At 61.4% G+C, this 20,765-nt stretch carries 19 protein-coding genes; 6 read left to right on the top strand and 13 right to left on the bottom strand.

From position 1 onward, the window contains the following. Positions 1–59 precede the first annotated feature (59 nt). The 3 genes from ABEA58_RS05080 (at position 60) to ABEA58_RS05070 (ending at position 2,227) form a co-directional block, all read left to right on the top strand. A complete protein-coding gene (locus ABEA58_RS05080; RefSeq protein ID WP_345549448.1) occupies positions 60–716 on the top strand; it encodes a DUF924 family protein in 657 nt (218 codons plus the stop codon). Beyond that, a complete protein-coding gene (locus tag ABEA58_RS05075; protein ID WP_345549447.1) occupies positions 716–1,336 on the top strand; it encodes a LysE family translocator in 621 nt (206 codons plus the stop codon). Before ABEA58_RS05080 ends, ABEA58_RS05075 begins: the two co-directional genes overlap by 1 nt. 576 nt (positions 1,337–1,912) lie before the next feature. Then, on the top strand, positions 1,913–2,227 hold the full coding sequence (locus tag ABEA58_RS05070) for a YebG family protein (RefSeq protein ID WP_345549445.1): 315 nt from the start codon (positions 1,913–1,915) through the stop codon (positions 2,225–2,227). Between the two features lie 85 nt (positions 2,228–2,312). On the opposite strand, the gene ABEA58_RS05065 is transcribed toward ABEA58_RS05070, so the two are convergent. From ABEA58_RS05065 to ABEA58_RS05050, 4 genes are all read right to left on the bottom strand, one after another. After that, positions 2,313–2,714, bottom strand: coding sequence for an MAPEG family protein (locus ABEA58_RS05065; protein WP_345549444.1), 402 nt, complete (start codon positions 2,712–2,714; stop codon positions 2,313–2,315). Positions 2,715–2,829: 115 nt separating this feature from the next. Further along, positions 2,830–3,171 (bottom strand): helix-turn-helix domain-containing protein, encoded by a 342-nt coding sequence (locus ABEA58_RS05060; RefSeq protein WP_345549443.1) that lies wholly within the window; start codon positions 3,169–3,171, stop codon positions 2,830–2,832. 365 nt (positions 3,172–3,536) lie between these two features. After that, entirely contained in the window at positions 3,537–3,839 is a 303-nt protein-coding gene (locus tag ABEA58_RS05055; protein WP_345549441.1) for a hypothetical protein, read from the bottom strand. 366 nt (positions 3,840–4,205) lie between these two features. Next, complete coding sequence (locus tag ABEA58_RS05050) at positions 4,206–5,081, bottom strand: SIS domain-containing protein (protein ID WP_345549440.1); 876 nt, start codon at positions 5,079–5,081, stop codon at positions 4,206–4,208. A gap of 197 nt (positions 5,082–5,278) precedes the next feature. Here ABEA58_RS05050 and ABEA58_RS05045 point away from each other — a divergent pair, with 197 nt between their 5' ends. The 3 genes from ABEA58_RS05045 to murQ all read left to right on the top strand — a co-directional run bounded on the left by ABEA58_RS05045 (position 5,279) and on the right by murQ (position 8,818). Continuing rightward, positions 5,279–6,853, top strand: a complete 1,575-nt coding sequence (locus ABEA58_RS05045; RefSeq protein WP_345549439.1) for a sodium:solute symporter — start codon at positions 5,279–5,281, stop codon at positions 6,851–6,853. Beyond that, entirely contained in the window at positions 6,850–7,728 is an 879-nt protein-coding gene (locus ABEA58_RS05040; RefSeq protein WP_345549437.1) for a glucosamine kinase nucleotide-binding domain-containing protein, read from the top strand. Before ABEA58_RS05045 ends, ABEA58_RS05040 begins: the two co-directional genes overlap by 4 nt. A 139-nt stretch (positions 7,729–7,867) precedes the next feature. Next, positions 7,868–8,818 (top strand): N-acetylmuramic acid 6-phosphate etherase, encoded by a 951-nt coding sequence (gene murQ, locus ABEA58_RS05035; RefSeq protein ID WP_345549435.1) that lies wholly within the window; start codon positions 7,868–7,870, stop codon positions 8,816–8,818. A gap of 273 nt (positions 8,819–9,091) precedes the next feature. On the opposite strand, the gene ABEA58_RS05030 is transcribed toward murQ, so the two are convergent. The 9 genes from ABEA58_RS05030 to ABEA58_RS04990 form a co-directional block, all read right to left on the bottom strand. After that, entirely contained in the window at positions 9,092–10,549 is a 1,458-nt protein-coding gene (locus tag ABEA58_RS05030) for a heterodisulfide reductase-related iron-sulfur binding cluster (protein WP_345549433.1), read from the bottom strand. After that, positions 10,549–11,625, bottom strand: a complete 1,077-nt coding sequence (glcE, locus tag ABEA58_RS05025; protein ID WP_345549431.1) for a glycolate oxidase subunit GlcE — start codon at positions 11,623–11,625, stop codon at positions 10,549–10,551. The genes ABEA58_RS05030 and glcE overlap by 1 nt, the downstream gene beginning before the upstream one ends. After that, positions 11,618–13,042: an FAD-linked oxidase C-terminal domain-containing protein gene (locus ABEA58_RS05020; RefSeq protein WP_345549429.1), complete on the bottom strand. Its 1,425-nt coding sequence runs from the start codon at positions 13,040–13,042 to the stop codon at positions 11,618–11,620. The genes glcE and ABEA58_RS05020 overlap by 8 nt, the downstream gene beginning before the upstream one ends. Before the next feature lie 3 nt (positions 13,043–13,045). Next, the gene (locus tag ABEA58_RS05015) at positions 13,046–14,236 is read right to left on the bottom strand and encodes an acyltransferase family protein (RefSeq protein ID WP_345549428.1); all 1,191 of its coding nucleotides are present in this window, start codon (positions 14,234–14,236) and stop codon (positions 13,046–13,048) included. 2 nt (positions 14,237–14,238) lie between these two features. Further along, positions 14,239–15,447 carry an exo-beta-N-acetylmuramidase NamZ family protein gene (locus ABEA58_RS05010; protein ID WP_345549426.1) on the bottom strand — a complete coding sequence of 403 codons (1,209 nt, stop codon included), beginning with the start codon at positions 15,445–15,447 and terminating at the stop codon, positions 14,239–14,241. Positions 15,448–15,492: 45 nt separating this feature from the next. After that, positions 15,493–16,173, bottom strand: a complete 681-nt coding sequence (locus ABEA58_RS05005; RefSeq protein ID WP_345549425.1) for a M15 family metallopeptidase — start codon at positions 16,171–16,173, stop codon at positions 15,493–15,495. Positions 16,174–16,238: 65 nt separating this feature from the next. Then, positions 16,239–18,161, bottom strand: a complete 1,923-nt coding sequence (locus tag ABEA58_RS05000) for an aminotransferase class I/II-fold pyridoxal phosphate-dependent enzyme (protein WP_345549424.1) — start codon at positions 18,159–18,161, stop codon at positions 16,239–16,241. 15 nt (positions 18,162–18,176) lie between these two features. After that, on the bottom strand, positions 18,177–19,571 hold the full coding sequence (locus ABEA58_RS04995) for a Na+/H+ antiporter NhaC family protein (RefSeq protein WP_345549423.1): 1,395 nt from the start codon (positions 19,569–19,571) through the stop codon (positions 18,177–18,179). A gap of 125 nt (positions 19,572–19,696) precedes the next feature. Beyond that, positions 19,697–20,746, bottom strand: a complete 1,050-nt coding sequence (locus ABEA58_RS04990; RefSeq protein ID WP_345549422.1) for a S66 peptidase family protein — start codon at positions 20,744–20,746, stop codon at positions 19,697–19,699. Positions 20,747–20,765: the final 19 nt, after the last annotated feature.

Genomic DNA, 20,765 nt, shown 5'->3' with positions numbered 1-20,765 from the left:
GTAAGATGTGGCCACATCACCATTTGGATGCAGCAGCGGTAAAAAAATTGGGAGAAGCCATGAGCCAGCCCGCAGAAGTCCTGAAATTCTGGTTCGGCAGCGAGCAGTTGCAGGCCACCTCAGACAAGTCACTGCGACAGCGATGGTTTGCCCGCAGTGAAGCCTTCGATAGCGAAATCGAACAACGCTTCGGCCACCTGGTGGAGTCGGCGCTGGCTGGGAAACTGAATGACTGGCGGGACACCTTAATGGGCGAACTGGCGCTTGTGCTGGTGTGCGACCAGTTCACCCGCAATATTTACCGCGGCACGGCGCGTGCATTCGCCGGCGACGCCCTGGCTCTGGAAGTGGCCCTTGCGGCGATTGATCGAGGGGATGATCGCAAACTGGGCCTATCCCAGCGGGCATTTCTGGGCCTTCCGCTGGAGCACGACGAGCGGGCGCAGATTCAGCGCCGCTCGGTGGACTACTTCAAGCGCCTGCGTGATGACTACGTTGCTATTACCACTGACTGCACCACCGCTGGCAGCAGCGATGCCACTACCGACGCCAGCCAGTCTGCTCAGGCCGCACAAACTGAAAGCTTCTATCAATACGCCCTCGCCCATCAGAAAGTCATCGACGAATTCGGACGCTTCCCCCATCGCAATGCCGCTCTCGGCCGCGCAACCACCGCCGCAGAGCAAGCCTGGCTGAACCAGGGGGGCGGCTTCTGATGGATTTTCTTTCCTGGCTGTCACTGGCGGGTATTTGTGCCTTGGGCGCAATGAGCCCGGGACCGAGCCTGCTGATCATATTGCGCTGCGCGGCGGCTGGCCCGCGCCAGGGGCTGGCCAGCGCCATCGCCCACGGCGCGGCCGTTGCCCTCTACGCGGGCCTCACCGCTTTCGGCCTGGCGGTACTCGTTACCCATACACCGCTGATTTTTTCCCTGCTGCAGTGGGCCGGTGCCGCCATGCTGCTGTACCTCGGCTGGAAAGCCCTGCGCGCACCAGCCCCGGGCAGCACCAGTGATTCGCAGAAAGCGGTTGAACCCATCTCTGTCCGCCGCGCAGCCTTGCAGGGCTTCGGCATCGCGTTCTTCAATCCCAAGGTGGCGATATTCTTCACCGCACTGTTCAGCCAGTTCGTCTCTGTCGAACAGGAACTGACCACAAGACTGGCAATGGCGGGCCTGGCCGCTGGTATCGACGCCGCCTGGTATGCACTCATCACAGCCTTTGTGACGCTGGGCAATGGTCGCGGATGGCTGGGCGCAACCACCGCACACCGGCTGCAGCAGCTGTTTGGCGTATTGCTGCTGGCACTCGCGGCGCGACTGGTTTTGAGCCTGTAACCCTACACTCCTGAATGTCACATAAGTGCCGTAATAAGAGCAGCGATAAAGGCAGAGATAAGCACAGAGCTAACCGGCACTATATCGGCCACACAGCGGGCCCATATATAGTTGCCGCCAACACGCGACAAATCCCACAGAGAAAACTTTGATAAAGGTCCTTAAGCGATCCCCGGCCAGACCGTGCAGAGCCGCCGTGCGAGAGAGGCCCTGAGAGGCACCGAGAGGCTCTGAAAGAGCGTTGAGAGAGCGTTGAGAGAGCGTTGAGAGAGCGTTGAGAGAGACACTGATCGATCGACAGATCACCTAAAAGCAGTACCCGCGACCCCCTCACAGCCCACCCTCACAGCCCACCGTCACAGCCCACCGTCACAGCCCACCGTCACAGCCCTCACTCACAGCCCACACTCACAGCCCGCCTGATCAGCCACGCTCCCTGCAAAAAAGCGACGCCCCAGCAGCCAAACCCTCCTCATCCGGCACATCACAGCGAACGGCGCTTGACACTGTACATCCATCCAATTACTGTACACCCATACATATAACCAACTGGCTTCAAAAAAACCGGAGGCAACCATGGCCGTAGTAGCTGTATGGAAATGCGATAGAGACGGAGCAATGTTCGACAACAAAAAAGATGCCGAAGAACACGACAAGATGCTGGAACTCGCCGCCAACATCACTTCCCTGATCGAACGCCACGTGGATGGCCTCAGTGAAGCCATGGGCGAGGAGATCGGCTTACTGCTGGCCAAGCGCCGCGAAGTACTGGCTAAAGCCTGCAAGGGCAAGCCGGAAGCGCTGCTGGAGGAAGATGAGGCACCAGTTCAGCGCAATGACGAAATGTCATCTCATGAGGGCAGCGTGACCCCCCTGGCAGCGAACCTGTAACAACCACTGACCGCTTACCATCCCTGTACTCCGCCCGGCCCTGCCGGGCTTTTTTTATTATTGCGACAGACAGGCAATAAAAGCGCTAGAAACTGAGCGCACGGAAAGTCTCCACAAGCAGCACCAGCGCCAACACCAGGATCACCGCCCAGGTCAATGCCGTGCCCCAGAAACGGCCGGGGTGATACCCACCCTTCCCCGCGCTCAGACCAACAACATGCAAAAGCCGCGCGATGACCAGGGTACCTCCCAGTACATGCAGCCAGCTCGCCGCCAGGCCATTGAGTTCCGCCAGCAGTAACAGCAGCAGCGCCAGCGGCACATACTCCACGGCATTGGCGTGAGCCCGGATAAGAATATTGGCCGCGTGCTTGCCGCCACTGCCGAGCCCGACCTTTGCCGTGCGGCGAAACCGCACCACTCGAAATGCCAGAGCCAGAATCAGCAGCGCGCAGAGCGCCGCATAAAAAGCCGTTACGGTTGCCATATTGGATTTCCTGTCACTATTTCCATTTCAAAATCAGCTTCAGCGCTGCGGATAAAGTTATCGCCAGCCTCAGATTTCCGGTAGCACCGGGCCTGCGAGCCCGACAACCCGCTGATCATTCCGGTGAAGAGGCTCTGGACCTGGAGGCACGGCGCCGGGAGGTATCGGCGGCTTGCGCTTCCCGCACCTGCTCCTGGAAAAAATCCAGCAACGGGTCCGCAAGCCCGAGCTGCACCAGCACGTCAGCCAGTGAAGACAGGTGGCAGCCCCGGCCGCCTTCAAGCCGTTTCAGAGTGCTCATGCCGATACCGCTCGCACAGGCAAGCTCTTCCTGTGAACAGTTTTCCGCTAAACGCAGGCGCCGCAACTGCTCGCCCAGTACTCGCAACAACATCGCGGACTGCTCCGACCTGTCTGATTTTTTCGCAGCCTCGCCGGCTGCACCTGTGTTCCGCATGATACCGCTCCCGCCCAGCCGCCAATCAAAGTGGACGCATTATACTGCCAGCGCCCCGGTATCGAGTCATCTTCAGGAACAGAGAGAAGCCCCGGTCGCGCTGGCGGAATGAATGTCCGGGCAGCCCGTCACAAGGAGTGAAGGGCCAAACAATGACGGGGTAACGGGATAATGGAGCTGTGGGGTGAGGGAATGAAGAAATGAGGGGATGAAGGGATGAAGGGATGAAGGAATCACAAGCCCCTCAATTTCCCGGCGGTGCAGGGCCGGCACGGAAGAAGAGAAAGCCAACCCCGCAGCGAGAGCAAGGAGCTTCAGAGAGAGCAACCAGAAAAAAACTTGAGGAGGCTTGGGGGAAATAAGCTTCAGTAGTGGAAGAGCTTGATGATCGGCTCGCCGTTATCGCATTTCCCGACCACCTGCGGGTCGGATATCTTCGCACCCGCCTGAATGACCTTGTTCGAGGGGTAGGAAACAAAGCAGGCGAAGTTAAAGTTGACCGCCCAGTTGCAGAGCAGCCGGCCCTCCTTCTCTTCATAGAAACGCTTCTGGCAGAAGGAGAGATAGGGGCTGGAGCCACCACCGGCCTCTTGCGTCGCCTCTTTTTCGTCCGAGAGGGCGAAAATGCTGACCGGCAAGCAGAACACCAACGCCAGTAACCACCGCATAACCACACTCGCATTTCAACCTGCCTGTAAATCCAGCATAGCAAGCACTTGCGTCTCTTTCCTCCCGGCGCCGCCAGTGACGCTGATTCCATCCTGTTAACCACAGCCCCCTGTCACTCCCGCCCAGCCTCGGCGGCTCGGCGGCTCGACGGCTCGACGAGAAGTGCCGGTTAAAAAGCAGCCGGCGCATGGGAATCTATTATTCCTGAACGAATGGTGAGCGCCCCAGTCCCACAGGGCGACCAGCGGCCTCAGCATGTGCACAGATACAGGTAGCCGTCACAAGCAGAACGGAGGTTGAACGACCAGGCGGAGAGATTCGGCGTAGAAAGCGGGTAAACCTTTCAAATGGCCAAAATGCTCAAATCAGCCATTGCGGGATTTGTACGAGTGGTCTTGCTCGCGAAACACCGCCACCGCCTCGCGGCTGCGCTCAAACAGCTCCTTGGCCTTTTCATCACGCTGCGAGATCAACAGGAATAAAAGGTCGGTGACCATTAACTGAGCGGTGCGGGCCAGAATCGAGGAGCTGCGGGTTCCCGCCTCATCGGCGACACAGAAAAGGCTGACGCCCGCCAGCCCCTCCAGGGGATTGCGGGAAAAGCTGGTCAGGGATACCACCTCGGCGCCCTGGGCCAGGCCGGTCTCCGCCACCCGCAACACCTCCCGGGTCTGACCGGATTCGGAGATTGCAAAGATGACGTCGCCCGCGCCCAGTGTGGCAGCGTTGGCCATTTGCACGTGGGTATCGCTCTCCACCAGCACCGGCTTGCCCAGCTTCATCAGTTTGAAGGCCAGATCCTTACCCACCAGCGAGGATGCCCCCACCCCCGCCATCAGGATACGCCCGGCGCCGGCCAGCAGCGCCACCGCCTTCAGCAGTTGCTCCTCGGGATTGACCGCCAGGCTCTCATTCAGGGAAACCGTTTTGCGGGCAATCAGCTTTTGCGCAACGGTGGTGACGCTATCACCAATAGCGATATCGCCATGAATCGCCTTTGGCAGCAGCGCTGTGCGAGCCAGGGATTCGCTCAGCGCCAACTTCAGGTCTGAGTAGCCGCGGTAACCCAGCTTCTGACTGAATTTGACCACGCTGGACTGGGAGACGCCGATCCGATCCGCCAGGGCCTTGGAGGAGCGCCCGCGAATCTCCTCGACATTTTCCAGCAGAAAATCCGCGATACGCCGTTCGTGATTGGACATCGAATCGCGCATGGCGCGAATTTTGGCAATGGAGCCCATAGTGTTTCCCTGTAAAAAAACGCCCACCTCGCCCTTTTTACCGCTAGTTGAATGACGCGGACGACGGCAATAGGCCCCGCCGATAGCAAACCATTTTGCCCCGCGCAGGAATAAATGATACCAATATGGGTAAATATTAGGAATAATTGAGTACTGGCGCCGCCGGCGCGGTTCAGAATAACAACGGGTGGGCATTGATGGAATTGCAGTTCACAGGGCTCGACTGGGCAATTTTTGCACTTTACGGAGCCATCCTCGTTGGCAGTGGCTGGTACTTCAGCCGCAGCCGGTCCGCAGACAGCCGCGACTATTTTCTCGCCCACAACAGCATGCCCATGTGGATGGTGGCCATCTCGACTCTGGCAACCACCCAATCTGCCGCCACATTCCTCGGTGGCCCGGACCTGGGTTATCGCGGGGATCTCACTTACCTGTTCACCAATCTCGGCGCTATTCTGGCCGCGTTTCTGGTTGCCCGGCACCTGATTCCGCGCTTTTACGCCCAGCGTGTCACCACCGTCTACGAATTACTGCAGAGCCGTTTTGGCGAGGGCGCAAAGCAGAAAGCCGGAGCCATGTATCTGCTCGGGCGGGTATTCGCCAGTGGCGCCCGCCTTTATATGGCCGCCATCGCGGTCTCGATGATTCTTTTTCAGGATATCGACGCGAACCATGTGGTGCTGGCTGTTCTGGTCTTGACCGCTGCCGGCCTGTTGCAGACGCTGGTCGGCGGCGTCCGCTCCGTAATCCAGAGTGATGTACTGCAATGTATCGTCTACGTCAGTGCCGCCATCGCGGTGGTGGGCGTGCTGTTCTGGCAAATACCCGCCGACCTGTCGGCAATCGTTTCCGCCCTGCAGAGCCCGGCGGATGGCAGCGGTTCAAAACTCGCCATCGTGGATACCGGCTGGAACCTGCAGGACCCATTCAACCTGTGGGCCACTTTCACCGGCTTTGTGCTGCTGAACATCGCCGCTTTCGGGCTGGACCAGGATGTGACCCAGCGGCTTCTCACCTGCAAGACGCCACGCGACGGCGCCCGGGCCATGCTGCTGTCGGTGGTGATGGTGGCGCCGGTGATGGCCATTTTCATGGGAATCGGCCTACTGCTGTATATCTTCTATCAGGTACCGGAACTGATGGGCAGCGCCGAGGTGTCCTCCCCCTCTGGCGGCGACGTCACCGTATTCATGCACTATGTGCTCAATGAGATGCCGGCGGGGCTGCGCGGCCTGGTCACCATCGGCGTGATTGCCGCTGCGCTTTCCACGCTCAATTCCAGCCTCAACTCCATGGCCAGCGTGCTCACCGAAGACCTCTACCGCAACTGGCTTGAAAAGCGCGGCATCAGCAAACCCGCCCATCATTTCGTGGTCGCCGGCCGCAGCGCCATGGCGCTGATCGCCGCAACCCTCAGCGCCATGGCCATCCTGTGCTTCTACTGGCAGCAGATCAGCGATCTGCCACTGATTACCTTTGCCCTGTCGGTGATGGTGTTCGCCTACTCCGGACTGCTGGGGGTTTTCTTTACCGTTCTCTTTACCCGGCGGGGCAATGGCCTGAGTGTCACCCTGGCCCTGGTCAGCGGTTTCGTGGTTACCCTGCTGCTGCAGCCGTGGATGATCACCATGCTGACCGGCAACGAAGACCCTCTGACACTGGCCTTCCCGTGGCAGCTGTGTCTGGGCACCACCATTGCCTTCTCCATCTGCTGTCTCGGCAGGCCCTCGCCACAGCTGTCCGATGAGGCGCCAGAGGAAGTGCGCGCATGAGCGACTGCTTTCTGGGCATCGATGGCGGCGGCACCAAGACCCTGGGGCGTATCAGTGGCCCCGGGGTGCCCCCGCTGGAGCTGCGCGCCGGCCCCAGCTCCCTCACCCAGGACACCAGCGGCGCCATCAGCACTGTGATGGGGCTCTGCCATGAACTGCTGTCCCACTCACGCCTGAGCGCGGCGCGCACCCGTCTGGTATGCGGGGTTGCAGGCGCCGGTAACCCCGCGGCAGCGGCGAAGCTCACCGCAGCCCTCGAATCTCTCGGCTTCGCCCGGGTCACCGTCACCTCCGACGCGCTCACTTCACTGATCGGTGCCGGTGGCGGCAATCCACTGGTGATGGCCGCCATCGGTACCGGGTCAGTGGTGATGCGGCTGGCCAGCGATGGCCAAATCCGGCAGTTCGGTGGCTGGGGGCTGGCGGTTGGCGATGAGGGCAGCGGCGCGGCTATCGGCAAAAGCGCCGTGCGCGCACTCCTCTGGGAGCTGGATATGCACGGTGTCCCGCAGACACCGCTGTGCCAGCAGGTAATGGCGGAGGTGGGCCAGCACCGCGCCCCGATCCTCAACTGGTTACAGAAGGCCGGCTCACGGGAATACGCATCACTGGCTCCGCTGGTGTTTTCCCACCTGCCCGACTGCCCGCTGGCGCGGGACATTGTCGGCAGTACCACCGCGGAGGTTGAGCGCCTGATTCGCGCCGCATCCGCAGCCGAGCCACTGCCGCTGGCATTGCTGGGCGGACTCGCCGACACACTGGTGCCCTATCTTTCAGAGGACCTGCAGGAGCGGCTGACCGCGCCGCTCGGCAACGCCCTCGACGGCGCCTGCATTATGGCGCGGGGCGACACCAGCAGCGCGAGCCTCGCCTGAAACTAGGCGAAAGATCTCAAAAGGAAGGATCCTGGAGCCAGAGTTTCCAGGAAACCGTGGCAAACGGGCGAATTTGGGTTTGATTACGCCGGCGTTATAACAGGCTTAATCACCCGCATTGCCCAAACACTGGAAATTGATGATGAACCAAGACCTGATTCAGGAGCTGAGCCGCCTCACCAGCGAGGCGCGCAACCCGGACACGCAGGATATCGATCTGCTGCCCACCGAGGCCATTCTGGAAAAAATCAATACGGCGGATCGCGAAGTCCCCGTCGCGGTGGACCGTGTTCTGCCGCAGGTGGCCGAGGCGGTGGAGAAAATTGTCGAGGCGTTCAAATCCGGGGGCAGGCTCGTCTATATGGGTGCCGGCACCAGTGGCCGCCTGGGGATTCTCGACGCCGTGGAATGCCCTCCCACCTACGGTGTCGGCGAGGACATGGTGGTAGCACTGATCGCCGGTGGCGCCGATGCGGTGTACCGGGCCCAGGAAGGCGCGGAGGATAACCCCGAACTGGGCGCCACAGACCTGCAGAAAATCCAGCTGAGCGATAAAGATGTGGTGGTCGGTATCGCCGCCAGCGGCCGCACCCCCTATGTGATTGGCGGTCTCCGCTATGCGCGCAAGCTGGGTTGCGCCACGGTCGCCCTGTCCTGCAACCGGACCGCGGCAATCGCCGATGAAGCGGATATCGCCATCCTGCCGGAAGTCGGCCCGGAAATCCTCACCGGCTCCACCCGCATGAAAGCGGGAACCGCGCAAAAACTGGTGCTCAATATGTTGACCACCGCCAGCATGATCCGCCTCGGTAAAAGTTTCTACAACCTGATGGTGGACGTGAAGGCAACCAACGCAAAACTAATCGGCCGCACTCGACGCATCGTGATGGAAGCGACCGGAGCCAGTCTGGAAGAGGCGGATCAGGTGCTGGGGCAGTGCGACCACAACGCCAAGCTGGCCATCATGATGATCCTGAGCGGTCTCGACCGCGGCGCGGCCGAGCGTGCCCTGCAAGGGGCCAATGGCTTCCTGCGACCGGCGTTACAGCAGGTCAAGCCGAACTGGCAAGCTGAGGCAGCACCGGTCTGAGCCACAGATCAGCGGGAAGGGATTCCCATGTGCAACCGCTCGGATTGCAGGGTTGCAGGGTTGCAGGGTTTAACGACGGAAAACTGCAATGCTGGCGACAGCCATCACAGGACTGGAAACAGCAACGGGAATTTCATTGCCCGTTGGCGGCTTTAAATCCCCGCTGCTTGATTCCCACAGAGGCCAGCACAGCGCGGGCAATATCTGCAGCCGCCTCATTTCAAGCCTCTCTTTAAGCCCCTCTTTAAACCTCTTGAACCCGCCACAAGCCCACTAGCTTGCAACTGAATTTTTGCGGCCACCCTCCTCCAGCAGATCAGCGACAACTTCCAGCCAGTGGCGAACCGGGGTTTCGGTGCCGCCCTGCAGGTGCAGCTGGCAACCGATATTCGCTGTGAGAATGACCTTTGGATTGCCAGCCTGCAGGCGCTCGAGTTTTTCCGCCCGCAATGCCCGCGCGGTGGACGGCTGCAACACCGAATAGGTGCCGGCAGAGCCGCAGCAGAGATGGGCATCCTCCACCGCTGGCAGCTTGAAACCGAGCCTGCCTAGCAGCTGCTCGACACGCCCGCTCAGCCCCTGCCCGTGCTGCAGCGTGCAGGGGCAGTGAAAGACAAAGCGGCTAGCGGATTCGGCAGCCGTGGCTCCCTGGGGCTGCTGCTCTATGCCAGCCTCTAAATTCCGGCCCCTTTTTAAATGCCGGTGCTTTTCTAAATCCTGCTCAGCTACCTGCTCAAACACCTGCAGCTGGTCAAATACCTGCTCCAGCACCTCGACCGGATCGCGAACGAGGCTGACGATCTGCTCCGCCCGCTGACAGTACTCGGGATCATCCGCCAGCACTGTGGCGTAGTCCTTGATATGCACACCACAGCCGCTGGCAGTGGACACGATTGCCCGCAGCGGCTCTTCACTGAGGCGCTGCCACCAATAATCCACCTGTGTGCGCGCCAGTGACCGGGCCTGCTCTTCGCCGCTGGTATGAAAGCTGGCGGCGCCGCAACAGTTCGCTGCCGCGGATTCCTCCACAGGCACTGCCAGCGCCTTCAGGATGCGCACAAAGGCCGCGTCGGTCTGCGGGCGCAGCGAGGGCTGCACACAGCCGCGCACCAGCAGGACTTTGCCCTCTGTTTTGCCCTCTGCTTTGCCCTCTTCGATGCCGGGCAGCAGTGGTGCCGGTTCTGCCGGCTCAACTGTCGCCGCTACTGCCGTCTTAGCAGCCGGCTCTGCGCTCGGGCTGCCTGCGGGGGACTCGGCGGGCCTGTCGCGCCGGGGAAAATAAACCCGCCGCAGGGTTTCCGGCAGCAGCGCCGCAAAGGGTCGGCCGAGGGCAATCAGCGCCGGAAAGAGTCCCCGGGTCACCATCAGGTTGCGCAGCAAAAAGCGCAGGCTTTTCTGCGCCAGGCTTCGGGGCGCTAGGCGCTCACTGGTGGCCCGTCCCAGCGCCACCAGCTTGTGGTATTCCACCCCGGACGGGCAGGTAGTTTCACAGCTCAAGCAGGTCAGGCACCGATCCAGATGGGTGCGGGTGATCTCGGAAGCTTCGCCGGTTTCGAACATTTCCTTGATCAGGTAAATGCGACCGCGCGGGCTGTCCAGTTCATTGCCGCCCTGCAGATAAGTGGGACAGGTGGCCGTGCAAAATCCACAGTGCACACAGGCATTCAGCACCGCTTCAGCGCGCTTGGCCTCCCCCGGGTGCAACAAGTCGTCGACGATTCTGACCTGCATCAGCGCCCTCCTGCGGCGGTAAACTGTTCGCGGAAGATTGCCGGATTTAAGATGCCCGCGGGGTCCAATGCCCCCCTGAGGCGACGATGCCAATGCTCGGCGGGAAGCAGCGGCGCAGCCCCATCGCCACGCAGCACCCGCAGAAAGCCATTGGCGGCTTTGGCGGTGTGCTGCAATTGCTGGTGATCGCCGTCCTTCACCCAGAGCCGCGCCCCCTCCCAGTCCAGCAGTACTTCACCCTGTTCAATGTCAACCCGGCTGCGCGGTGGCACATACAGGCAGGCCAGTTGCCGCCCGTTAAAGAAATCACCGCGGAGGTTGCGCAGTGCCTGCCAGTCGAAATCGGAAGCCTCGCCGCCCAGCGCCGGCAGTAGATCCTCCAGCGCCGCCGTGCGGCCGCTGAGTCGCAGCTGTAATCTGCCACGGTGGTAACAGCTGGCACTGAGCAGCGGGCGCAGCTCCTTGCTGCGGCGCCACCAGGAGTCCACCTCGTCGGGCTGCACAGCAAAACAACGGCTCACCTGTGTTTCCGGCAATGGCGCCAGGCGCAGGGCCACATCGAGAATCACTCCCAGGGTGCCGAGGGCGCCCACCTGCAAGCGGGACAGGTCGTAGCCGGCCACGTTCTTCATCACCTGGCCACCAAAATGCACTATGTCGCCGCGCCCGTTGATCAGGCGGCAGCCGAGCACCGTATCGCGCAGGGAAACCCCGAGTGAGCGCCCCGGGCCATCCCAGCCACTGGCGACGGCGCCGCCGAGAGTACTCTCCGCCGAGGGGACGGGGATATCCGCCGCAAAGCGCTGGCCGTGGCTGGCGAGTAAATGCTCCAGCTCCACCAGACGGGTGCCCGCCCGCGCCCGGATCACCAGTTCGTCCGGCTGGTAATCGATCACGCCGCGATGGGCGGCGACAGCGAGCGGCTGCTGTTGCAGATATTGTCTTGAAGGTGACAGTCCAAACCCGGCCCGGCTGCCGGAGCCTTGGATAGCCAGTGGATGCTGCACGGCGAAAGCCGCCTGGACCTGCTGCTGCAGCTCGCTGCTGCGGTCCTGTGCCGCGGGCAGATCAGCCATGGGAACCTCTCAAGGCGCGGTATTCCTGACAGCGGGCCAGCTCGGGAATCTGCTTATCCGGGTTGAGCAGATTGAGCGGGTCCAGCGCTTGCTTGATGGCGATAAACTGACTGATCTCCGCATCGCTGAACTGCACAGCCATCTGATTGATCTTCTCCAGCCCCACACCGTGCTCACCGGTAATGGTGCCGCCCACGGCAATACAGTATTCGAGGATATCCGCGGCCAGTTTTTCCACTCGCTCCAGCGCGCCGTCCTCGCCGCCGTCAAACATGATGATGGGATGCAGGTTGCCGTCCCCCGCATGAAAAACATTCGCCACCCGCAGCTCATAGTTCTGCGCGAAAGACTGGATCGCCTCGAGCACATCGCCAATGCGGTGGCGGGGCACGGTGCCGTCGATACAGTAATAATCCGGCGACAGGCGGCCAATCGCGGGGAAGGCGCTCTTGCGCCCCTTCCACCACAGAGCGCGCTGGGCATCGTCAGCGGCAAGCTGCACCCGCGTGGCACCGGAGCGGCCCAGAACCCCTTTGACCAGCTCCAGCTCCGCTTCCACTTCGCGCGGGTGCCCGTCCAGGTCGATGATCAGAATCGCCGCCGCATCCAGCCCATAACCGGCGTGACAGAAGGCCTCGGTGGCGGAAATCGCCAGTGCATCCATCATTTCCAGCGCGGCGGGTATCACGCCCGCGCGCACGATGGCCGAGACCGCATCGGAAGCGGCCCGCACACAGGCAAAGTCCGCCATCAGGGTTCGGGTGGTGGCGGGCAGCGGAGTCAGCTTAACCGTCACTTCGGTAATGATACCGAGACAGCCCTCGGAACCGTGCATCAGCGCCAGCAGGTCGTAACCGGGTTGCGCCAGGCACTGGCCGCCGATGGTGAGCAACTCCCCCTCGCTGGTCACTACCCTGAGCGCCGCCACATTCTGCACCGTGACGCCGTATTTGAGGCAGTGCACGCCGCCGGCATTCTCGGCCACGTTGCCGCCGATAGAGCAGGCGATCTGCGAGGAGGGATCGGGAGCGTAATAGAGTCCCATGGGCGCCGCGGCGCGGGAGACCTGCAGGTTGACGGCTCCCGGCTCGACCCGGGCGGTCATGGCCTCGCTATCCAGTTCAAGGATGCGGTTCATCGCCGCGGTAACCAGCAGTACCCCGCACTCGATCGGCTTGGCGCCGGCGGAGAGGCCGGTGCCGGCACCGCGGGTAACAAGCGGTACCCTGTGGCGGTGACAGGCCCTGGCCACCGCAATGACATCCGCTTCACACTGCGCCAGCACCACCGCCTGCGGTCGCGCACAGTAAACAGATAGGGCATCGCACTCGAAGGGGGCGATCTGCTCCCGCTGCGTCAGCAGCCGCTGCGCCGGTAACTGGGTGCGCAATTCCTTTAACAGGGCTTCTGCTGACATGGGCTATACCTTCCAGATAATCCTGCGGCGGTACATCTGCCACATCACCAGATAGAAGAGTGCCAGACAGCTGATGGCGAAGGCCAGTGATCCTCCGTAGCTGCCGAACAGCGGCTGGAACAGATTGCTGAACAGCCATCCCTTCAGGCTCATCTCCCCCACCGGAATCATAATCAGCAAACGGCCCACAACACCCGCCAGCATAAACAGGGCGATGGCGTTGACACCAAAGACCAGCAGTGGCGCCAGCGGCGCTCGCATACGGCGGATATCCACGAGATAAAACAGTGTAGCCAGCAGCAACAGGGAGACGCCGGCGCTGACCAGTACAAACGTCGGCGACCAGAGTGCCTTGTTGATGGGCACCCAGGGATGCAGCAGCTGGCCGGCGAGCAAAAGAATGGCACCGGCAGCCAGCCAGCACCGGCACAGTTTTATGCGCGCAGCTGCTGAGCCGTCAGAGGATTTCCAGGCCAGCGCCGCCAGCACCCCCAGCAGACAGGTGGAGACAGCGGGCAGGGTTGTCAGCACCCCTTCGGGATCGAATGCAAAGGGCTCGGCAGTGCGGTAATAAACATGCTCGCGGCCCAGCAGCCACTGGTCCAGCCAGGCGGAAAAGTGGTTGCCGAACAGCAGCTGGCCACGGAACACCTCGCCATTATCACTACTGTAGGGAATCCACAGCATCATCAACCAGGGCAGCAGAATACCCAGCGCCGCGGCGACGATCAGACCGCGTGTGGACAGCCAGGACACCAGGTAGCAGCAGAGGATGTACACCAGCGCGATTCGCTGCAGTACCCCGAGAAAGCGGACGCCGGCGAGACGGTCCGCAAACCAGTCGTACCCCGGGTCGCGAAAATTGTAATAAAAGACCGCGAGAAAAAGCCCCAGGCCATACAGCTTGAGCGCCCGCGACCACTGTGGCCAAGCCACCCGGGGAAAAGTTTCACGGCGCCCGTTGGCCAGCACTATCGACATCCCCACCACAAACAGAAACAGCGGGAAAATCACATCCGTCGGCGTCCACCCGTGCCACTCGGCATGGGCCATGGGGGCGTAAACATAGGACCAGCTGCCGGGGTTGTTGACCAGCACCATGGCGGCGATGGCCAGCCCCCGCAGCAGGTCCACCGACATCAGCCGGCCCTCGGGGTTGAGTGCGAGAATATGCTCGCTGTGGGCGCGCAGCACGTTCAGTTCTCCGGATACAGAAGGTAGGGCTTGCGCTGTTCTCTGAACTGCTGGTGCCTCTCGCTCCAGCTGTGGCGAATTTGCTCTTCGCCCTGCCCGGCCAAAATGGCCTTGCGCAGCTTGTCCGTACCGGCCAGCTTGTCGAAGAAGCCGGCGCGGGAGAAAAATTCCTCCAGCGGTTCACCGGTGCGCGTACCCCAGTCCAACAGTGGTTGCAGAGAAAAACGCGGCCGCGCATCCTTTGTGCGCAGATCATCCCCCGTTACCAGAGTCCCGCGATGCTTGGGGTTTTCACTGGCACCGGCAATCGGCTGCGGCGTGAACTGGAATTTGCCGTCGCTATCCGCCGGATGCCCCACCACCTGAAACGGGAAAGCGGTACCGCGCCCGATGCTGACGGTGGTGCCTTCGAACAGCCCCAGCGACGGGTAGAGGCGGATGGACAGATCATTGGGCAGGTTCGGCGATGGCTTGACCGGCAAAGAATAGGCATCGCTCTTGCGGTAATTGGCCACCGGCATCACGGTGAGGTCACAGTGAGCGCCGCCGTCCAGCCAGCCCTCGCCGTTAATCATCTGTGCCAGTTCGCCCACGGTCATGCCGTGCACTAGGGGAATCGGGTGCATGCCGATGAAGCTGCGAAATTCCGCCTCCAGCACAGGCCCATCGATATAGTCACCGTTGGGGTTGGGCCTATCCAGAACCATCAGCGGCACATCGAAGTCGGCGCAGGCCTGCATCAGGTAATGCAGGGAACTGATGTAGGTATAAAAGCGCACCCCCACATCCTGAATATCGAACAGCAGCCAGTCCAGGTCGGCCACACTCTCCCGCGAGGGCGCGTACTGGCCACCATACAGGGAAACGATCGGCAGCCCCGTGGGGCCATCAACGCCATCCGCCACCTTGCCGCCGTTCTCCACATCACCGCGGATGCCATGTTCCAGGGCGAAAATTCGCGCGATTTCAACGCCCTCGGCACGCAGGAAGTCCACCAGGTGCTGCTGGCCCACCTGCGATGTCTGGTTGACCACCAGCCCCACCCGCTGCTCACCGAGCAGCGGCAGATAGCGCTCGGGCTGCTCCGCGCCGTTCAGCATGGCCGGCAGCGGTTGATCCTTACTGCAACCGGCAACCGATAGCAGGCCGAGTATCAGCAGCAACACTGCACTGCGCGGTGAGAAAGAGCGGCGAAAAGAAAATGCCTTCATGATAGCGCTGTCTTTTTTAGCAATTTTTAAATGGCGCTCCGGGGCCTAACGCACCGGAAAATCGAAATACTGTTCGGGCCAGGGCTCCGGCTTGAAGGTGTAGTGCCACCATTCCTGCGTATAGTTGACAAAACCCCGCGACTCCATCGCTTCGCGCAGGAGCAGGCGGTTCTGTTGCGCCTGAACATTCTCCAGTGGAAACTCGGTGGCGGAGCGCTCATCCATAAAATCGAAACTGGTGCCCATATCGAGAGAGGCGCCGCTCTCGAGGCGGAAGAGCCCCAGATCCACGGTGGCACCGCGGCTGTGGCCGGAGCGCTCGGCAATATAACCCCGCTCAAACATCTGTGATTTCTCTTCGCGGGGATAAAAATCCGGCTTGGTGGAAAAATCTTCCGGCTCTGCCGCCCAGCGCACGAAATGATTGACCGCCCTCTGTGGGCGATAGCAATCGAACACCTCAAGCCCCAGCCCCTGGGTCGACAGATCCTCGGCCACGGCCATCAGCGCGCGGGCCGCCTCCGGGGCCAGCAGGCAGCGATTGGACTCATAGCCGTCGAGGGGCTCGCCCACCAGGTTGTCACCGCTGAAGTATTTCATATCCACGCGAATACTCGGCGCGGCGACGGATTCCATTGGCACCGGCGCCTTGGTGCTTTCCTCACCGGCACAGCCGCTCAACAGCAGCAGCGACAACATCAGTAGCCGGACTTTTTCCGAATGCATTGCCCTATCCCCTCGGCAGCTGCGTGATACTAAAAAATGTTCTTTTTATAAGAGACGGAAGCCCATCACAGGGCTTCCAGTTCCCGCACGCCCGCTTCCACCTCTTGCGGGCACATGACGCGGATTGCCGGGGCGCCATTCACCTTACGCAACCCGTGCATCTCCAGATCCTCGCGATCCTCCACATAGGAGCGAATCGCGGCGAGAATTTCAGCGCTCACCTCCTGGCCCGGCACCAGCAGGGGGATACCCGGCGGGTATGGCACCACCTCATCACAGGCAATGCGCCCGACCAGGCTCATTTCCCCGCTGCCAGTCAGGGGCAGTTTTTCTCCGCGGGCGAAGTAAGCGGCCCGAGGCAGTACGCGAATTTCGCTGAGCGGCGGCAAAGACTGGCCGTTCTCAGCAGAGCCGGTCTCGACACCGCCCTCGGACAAGCGCCGCAGCGCCTCCTTGAGACGCAGGATCTTGCTCTCCGTGGTGCCGATGGTAACGAGGAAAGACAGGGTGTTGTGGGTATTTTTCTCCACCTGAATGCCGTACTGGTTGAACAGCATCTGCTGGGCCTGGGGGGCAGAAACTCCAGCGCAGCCCACATCGATGGTCACCTTGGTGGGGTCGAGCAGGATACCGTCGCCGGCCACCTCCTCACTGCAGAGATCCTCAACAGTGAGGCTGACAAAGCGGGTGGACTCGTTGACGAACTGGCGAAGATCGTCGGCAAACGCCAGGGTGCGGCTCAATACCTCGAAACCCTCGATACTCATCTGCTTGCGCGCCACATCCAGGCTGGCGATCATGCCGTACTGCGGGCTGGTGGAGGTGTGCATATTGATGTCTTCACGGAAACCCGCCGCATCAAAGGCCTCAACCCCCTCCCCCACATGAATCATGCTGGCCTGGGAAAGAGCCGACAGCATCTTGTGAGTGGACTGGGTCACGAAGTCGGCGCCGCACTCGATGGCGGTGGGACGCAGCTGCGGGTGGAAACGCCCGTGGGCATACCAGGCCTCATCGATCAGCACATAGATACCGTGCTCGTGGGCATAGTCGATAATCGGCTTGAGGTCATAGCGCAGGCCGTCGTAGGTACAGGAGGTCAGCACCAGCAGCCGGGCGCTGGGGTTGCGGTCGATGGCCTCGAAGATTTTCGCCTTGGATACCGGTCCGTAAATGCCGTAGCGCTGATTGACCGATGACTCCAGGTATACCGGCAAGGCGCCACTCATAATCATCGCGTGGTGCACGGACTTATGGCAGTTGCGATCGACAATTGCCCGATCACCACTGCGCAGCAGGTGCTGCAGCACAATCTTGTTGGAGGTGGAAGTGCCGTTGGTGACGAAATAACTGTGCGCGGCGCCGAAGGTCTTGGCGGTCAGCTGCTGGGCCTGGCGAATCACACTGATGGGGTCCATCAGGGAATCGAGCATCTTCACGCTCACGGACAGGTCGGTGCTGAAAATATGCTCACCCATAAAGCGGTAGAAATCCACCACCCAGGGGCTGGTGCTCAGGCTGTCGCCGCTGGAGTGCCCCGGCGTATGCCAGGAGTCCCGGGCCGCGTAAACGTACTCCCGCAGGGCGTCGGCAAATGGGGTGGCGATCCGTTCCAGCAGTATGCGGCGCAAGGTGCGGTAGACCACGCCGTAGTTGGATTCACTGCGGGAGATAACGCTCTCGTAACTGCGCTCGGCGGCAGCGGAGCTGCCGCTGGTGAGCAGCACGCAATCGATTTCAGCCCGCCAGCTGCGCAGCGTGGTGTAGGCGGCAGTCAGGGTGTCGCTGCCCAGACTGGCGTCATCGAGCGCGACAATCTGCGTATCACCACGGGCGAGAAAAACCTCCAGGTCTTCCACCAGCGTGTGGCTGAAAGACAGCTTCACCGGCGAGTCGTGGTCGCTCTCGGCAACATGGCCCAGCTCAGATACCCAGCGGGCGCCAAAACGGGGCTCCGCGGTAACCAGCACAATCTTACATTCAGTCATCTGCGCTCTCATAAATTACAGCAGTAGTAAACCCAGGGCGACAAACCCCGCCGCGCTGATGCCACCGGCTATCAAGGCGTAGGGCAACTGGGTTCGCACGTGTTCAATATGTTCGGTCCCCGACGCAAGCGAGGAAACAATGGTGGTATCCGATATGGGGGAGGCATGGTCACCAAAAATGCCACCGGAAAGCACCGCCGCCACAAACAAGGTCGGCTCGGCACCCAGCGCCGCCGCCACCGGAATGGCGATGGGAAGCATGATGGAAAATGTCCCCCAGCTGGAGCCCACCGAGAAAGCGATTACAGCGGCAACCAGAAAAATCACCAGCGGCAGCAAAGCCACGGGAATTGCATCGCCCACCATACCGGCCACATAGGCGCCGGTGCCGAGGGTCTTGGAAACCGCGCCCAGAGCCAGCGCCAGCACCAGGATCACCGCCAGCGGCAACATGCGCCCCGCCCCTTCCATCCAGGTGTGGCTCAACTCGTCGAGGGTCATGCTGCGCTGGAAAATGACCAACAGCGAGATCACCGCCAACGCCGCAACAGAGGCCCACAGAACCGAGGTGGAACCGGAACCGGCGAAAATTTCACCATCACCGGTAATCCACAATCCCACCGGCATCGCCACAATCAGCGTCAGCACCGGCAGCAGCATGTTCATCAGCCGCGGCTTAATATGTTTGGCCTCACCGGTGGAGGCGGCAATATCAATACCGTCTACCTCGCCACTGTGGGTGCGGGCCTCGGCCTTGGCCATCGGGCCCGGGTTGTAGTTGCGGGTGATGGTGTAGGCCGTCAGGGCAACCGCGGTAATGGCGTAGAGATTCAATGGAATACTCGCGAGCAGCACCTTGAGAGGCTCCTCCACCCCGAGCCCGTCGAGCAGCCCCAGATTAAACGCGCCCCAGGCGTTCAGCGGAATCAGCATACAGATGGGCGCCGAAGTGGAGTCGATAATATAGGCGAGTTTTTCCCGCGCAATCCGGAAACGATCAAACAACGGGCGCGAAACAGTACCGGCAACAAGCACGGTGATATTGGACTCAATAAAAATCACAATACCCACCAGCCAGGCCATCCACTGGGCCCGTTTGCCGTTGGTCACCCAGCGGCTGCGCTCGAGAAAGCGCACAAAGCCGCTGACCGCGCCACTGCGCTCCAAAGTGATGATAAAAGCACCAATCACCAGGGTAAAAACCACCACCCGCGCATCCCCCGGGCTGGCCAGTACGCCAATCACCGCATCCAAAGCCTCGGCGAGAGAGGGGAAAAAACCGGACTGATTGAGCAAAAAATAACCAAGCCAGATTCCGGCAAACAATGCCAGGTAGACCTGTCGGGTAAAAAGCGCCAGACCAATGGCGAGGAAGGGAGGCAGCAGGGTAATCCAGGATAATTCAGTCATACAGCATCATTTGATTATTGTTTTTCATATGCTGACAGGCCCGCGGGGGCCTGCCGAAACAGCTTTCATCGCCGCAACCGATAACCGCTTCCGGCTTGTGGCAACGGGCGGGGTGGCATCACGCCTCAGCTCACCACAGGTTCCTGCAGAATCAGGGTGCCGGCGTCGCCGTCCAGCTCGGCCATGGCGCCAACCGGAACCACGGTCTGATCATCCACATGGCCGATCATCAGGCCGCGCACCACCGGCACCTCCAGTCCAGCGCAGCGCTCGCGCAACACGTGCTCGACGCTGAAGGTATTGCCGCTGGTCTCCGCTTCGGTGAACTTGCCAAAGGCGATTCCGGCCACCTCATCCAGCTTGCCCGCCAACCACAGCTGAGTCAGCATGCGATCGATGCGGTATGGGGCCTCGCCCACATCTTCCAGAAACAGAATCTTGCCGCGGAAGTCGGGCTCATAGGGGGTGCCCAGCAAGGTGCAGATCAGGCTCAGGTTGCCACCGATCAGCCGCCCGCGGGCACGACCGCCACGGAAGGTGGTGAGTCGGTTGTGACGCTCCACCCGGCCGGGGCCACCCTCAAAGGCAGGGGCCTCGCCCAGACGCGTCGGAGATTCTCCATGCACCAGCACCCGCGAAAACTCTTCCAGCGTGTAATCGGTAAAGTTCTGCGCAGCGATCGGGCCGTGGAAGGTAATCAGGCCGCAGCGCTGGTAAATGGCGTTGAGCAGCGCGGTGATATCGCTGTAACCCAGCAGCACCTTGGGATTCTTGCGGATGGTTGCGTAGTCCAGCATCGGCAGAATACGCGGGGTGCCGTAACCGCCGCGCAGACAGAAAACCGCGTCCACCTCCGGGTCTGCGAACATGCGGTTGAAGTCGTCCGCGCGGGCCGCGTCCGGGCCTGCCAGGTACTGGGAGCGCTGGTAGAGGTTGGCCCCCTCCTTCACCTTGAAGCCGAGGGACTTGACCACGTCGCCGGCAAAGCGGACATCCTCGTCTTCCCAGACATTACTGGCCGGCGTGACCAGCCCCACGGTCATGCCTTTACGCAAGCGCGCCGGCCGCAGCAGCTCGCCGGTTGAGGGTGCAGCGCCGGCGCTGCTGCCGGCGGCGGCGAGGCCACCAAGCAGCGGCGCCGCCACCAGGGATTTGATTAGCGTTCTTCTTTCCACGGGAGAATCTCCTTACACC

The organism is Microbulbifer aestuariivivens (genome assembly GCF_039545115.1).
Taxonomy (GTDB): Bacteria; Pseudomonadota; Gammaproteobacteria; order Pseudomonadales; family Cellvibrionaceae; genus Microbulbifer; species Microbulbifer aestuariivivens.
This window is presented reverse-complemented; position numbering and strand designations above follow the sequence as displayed.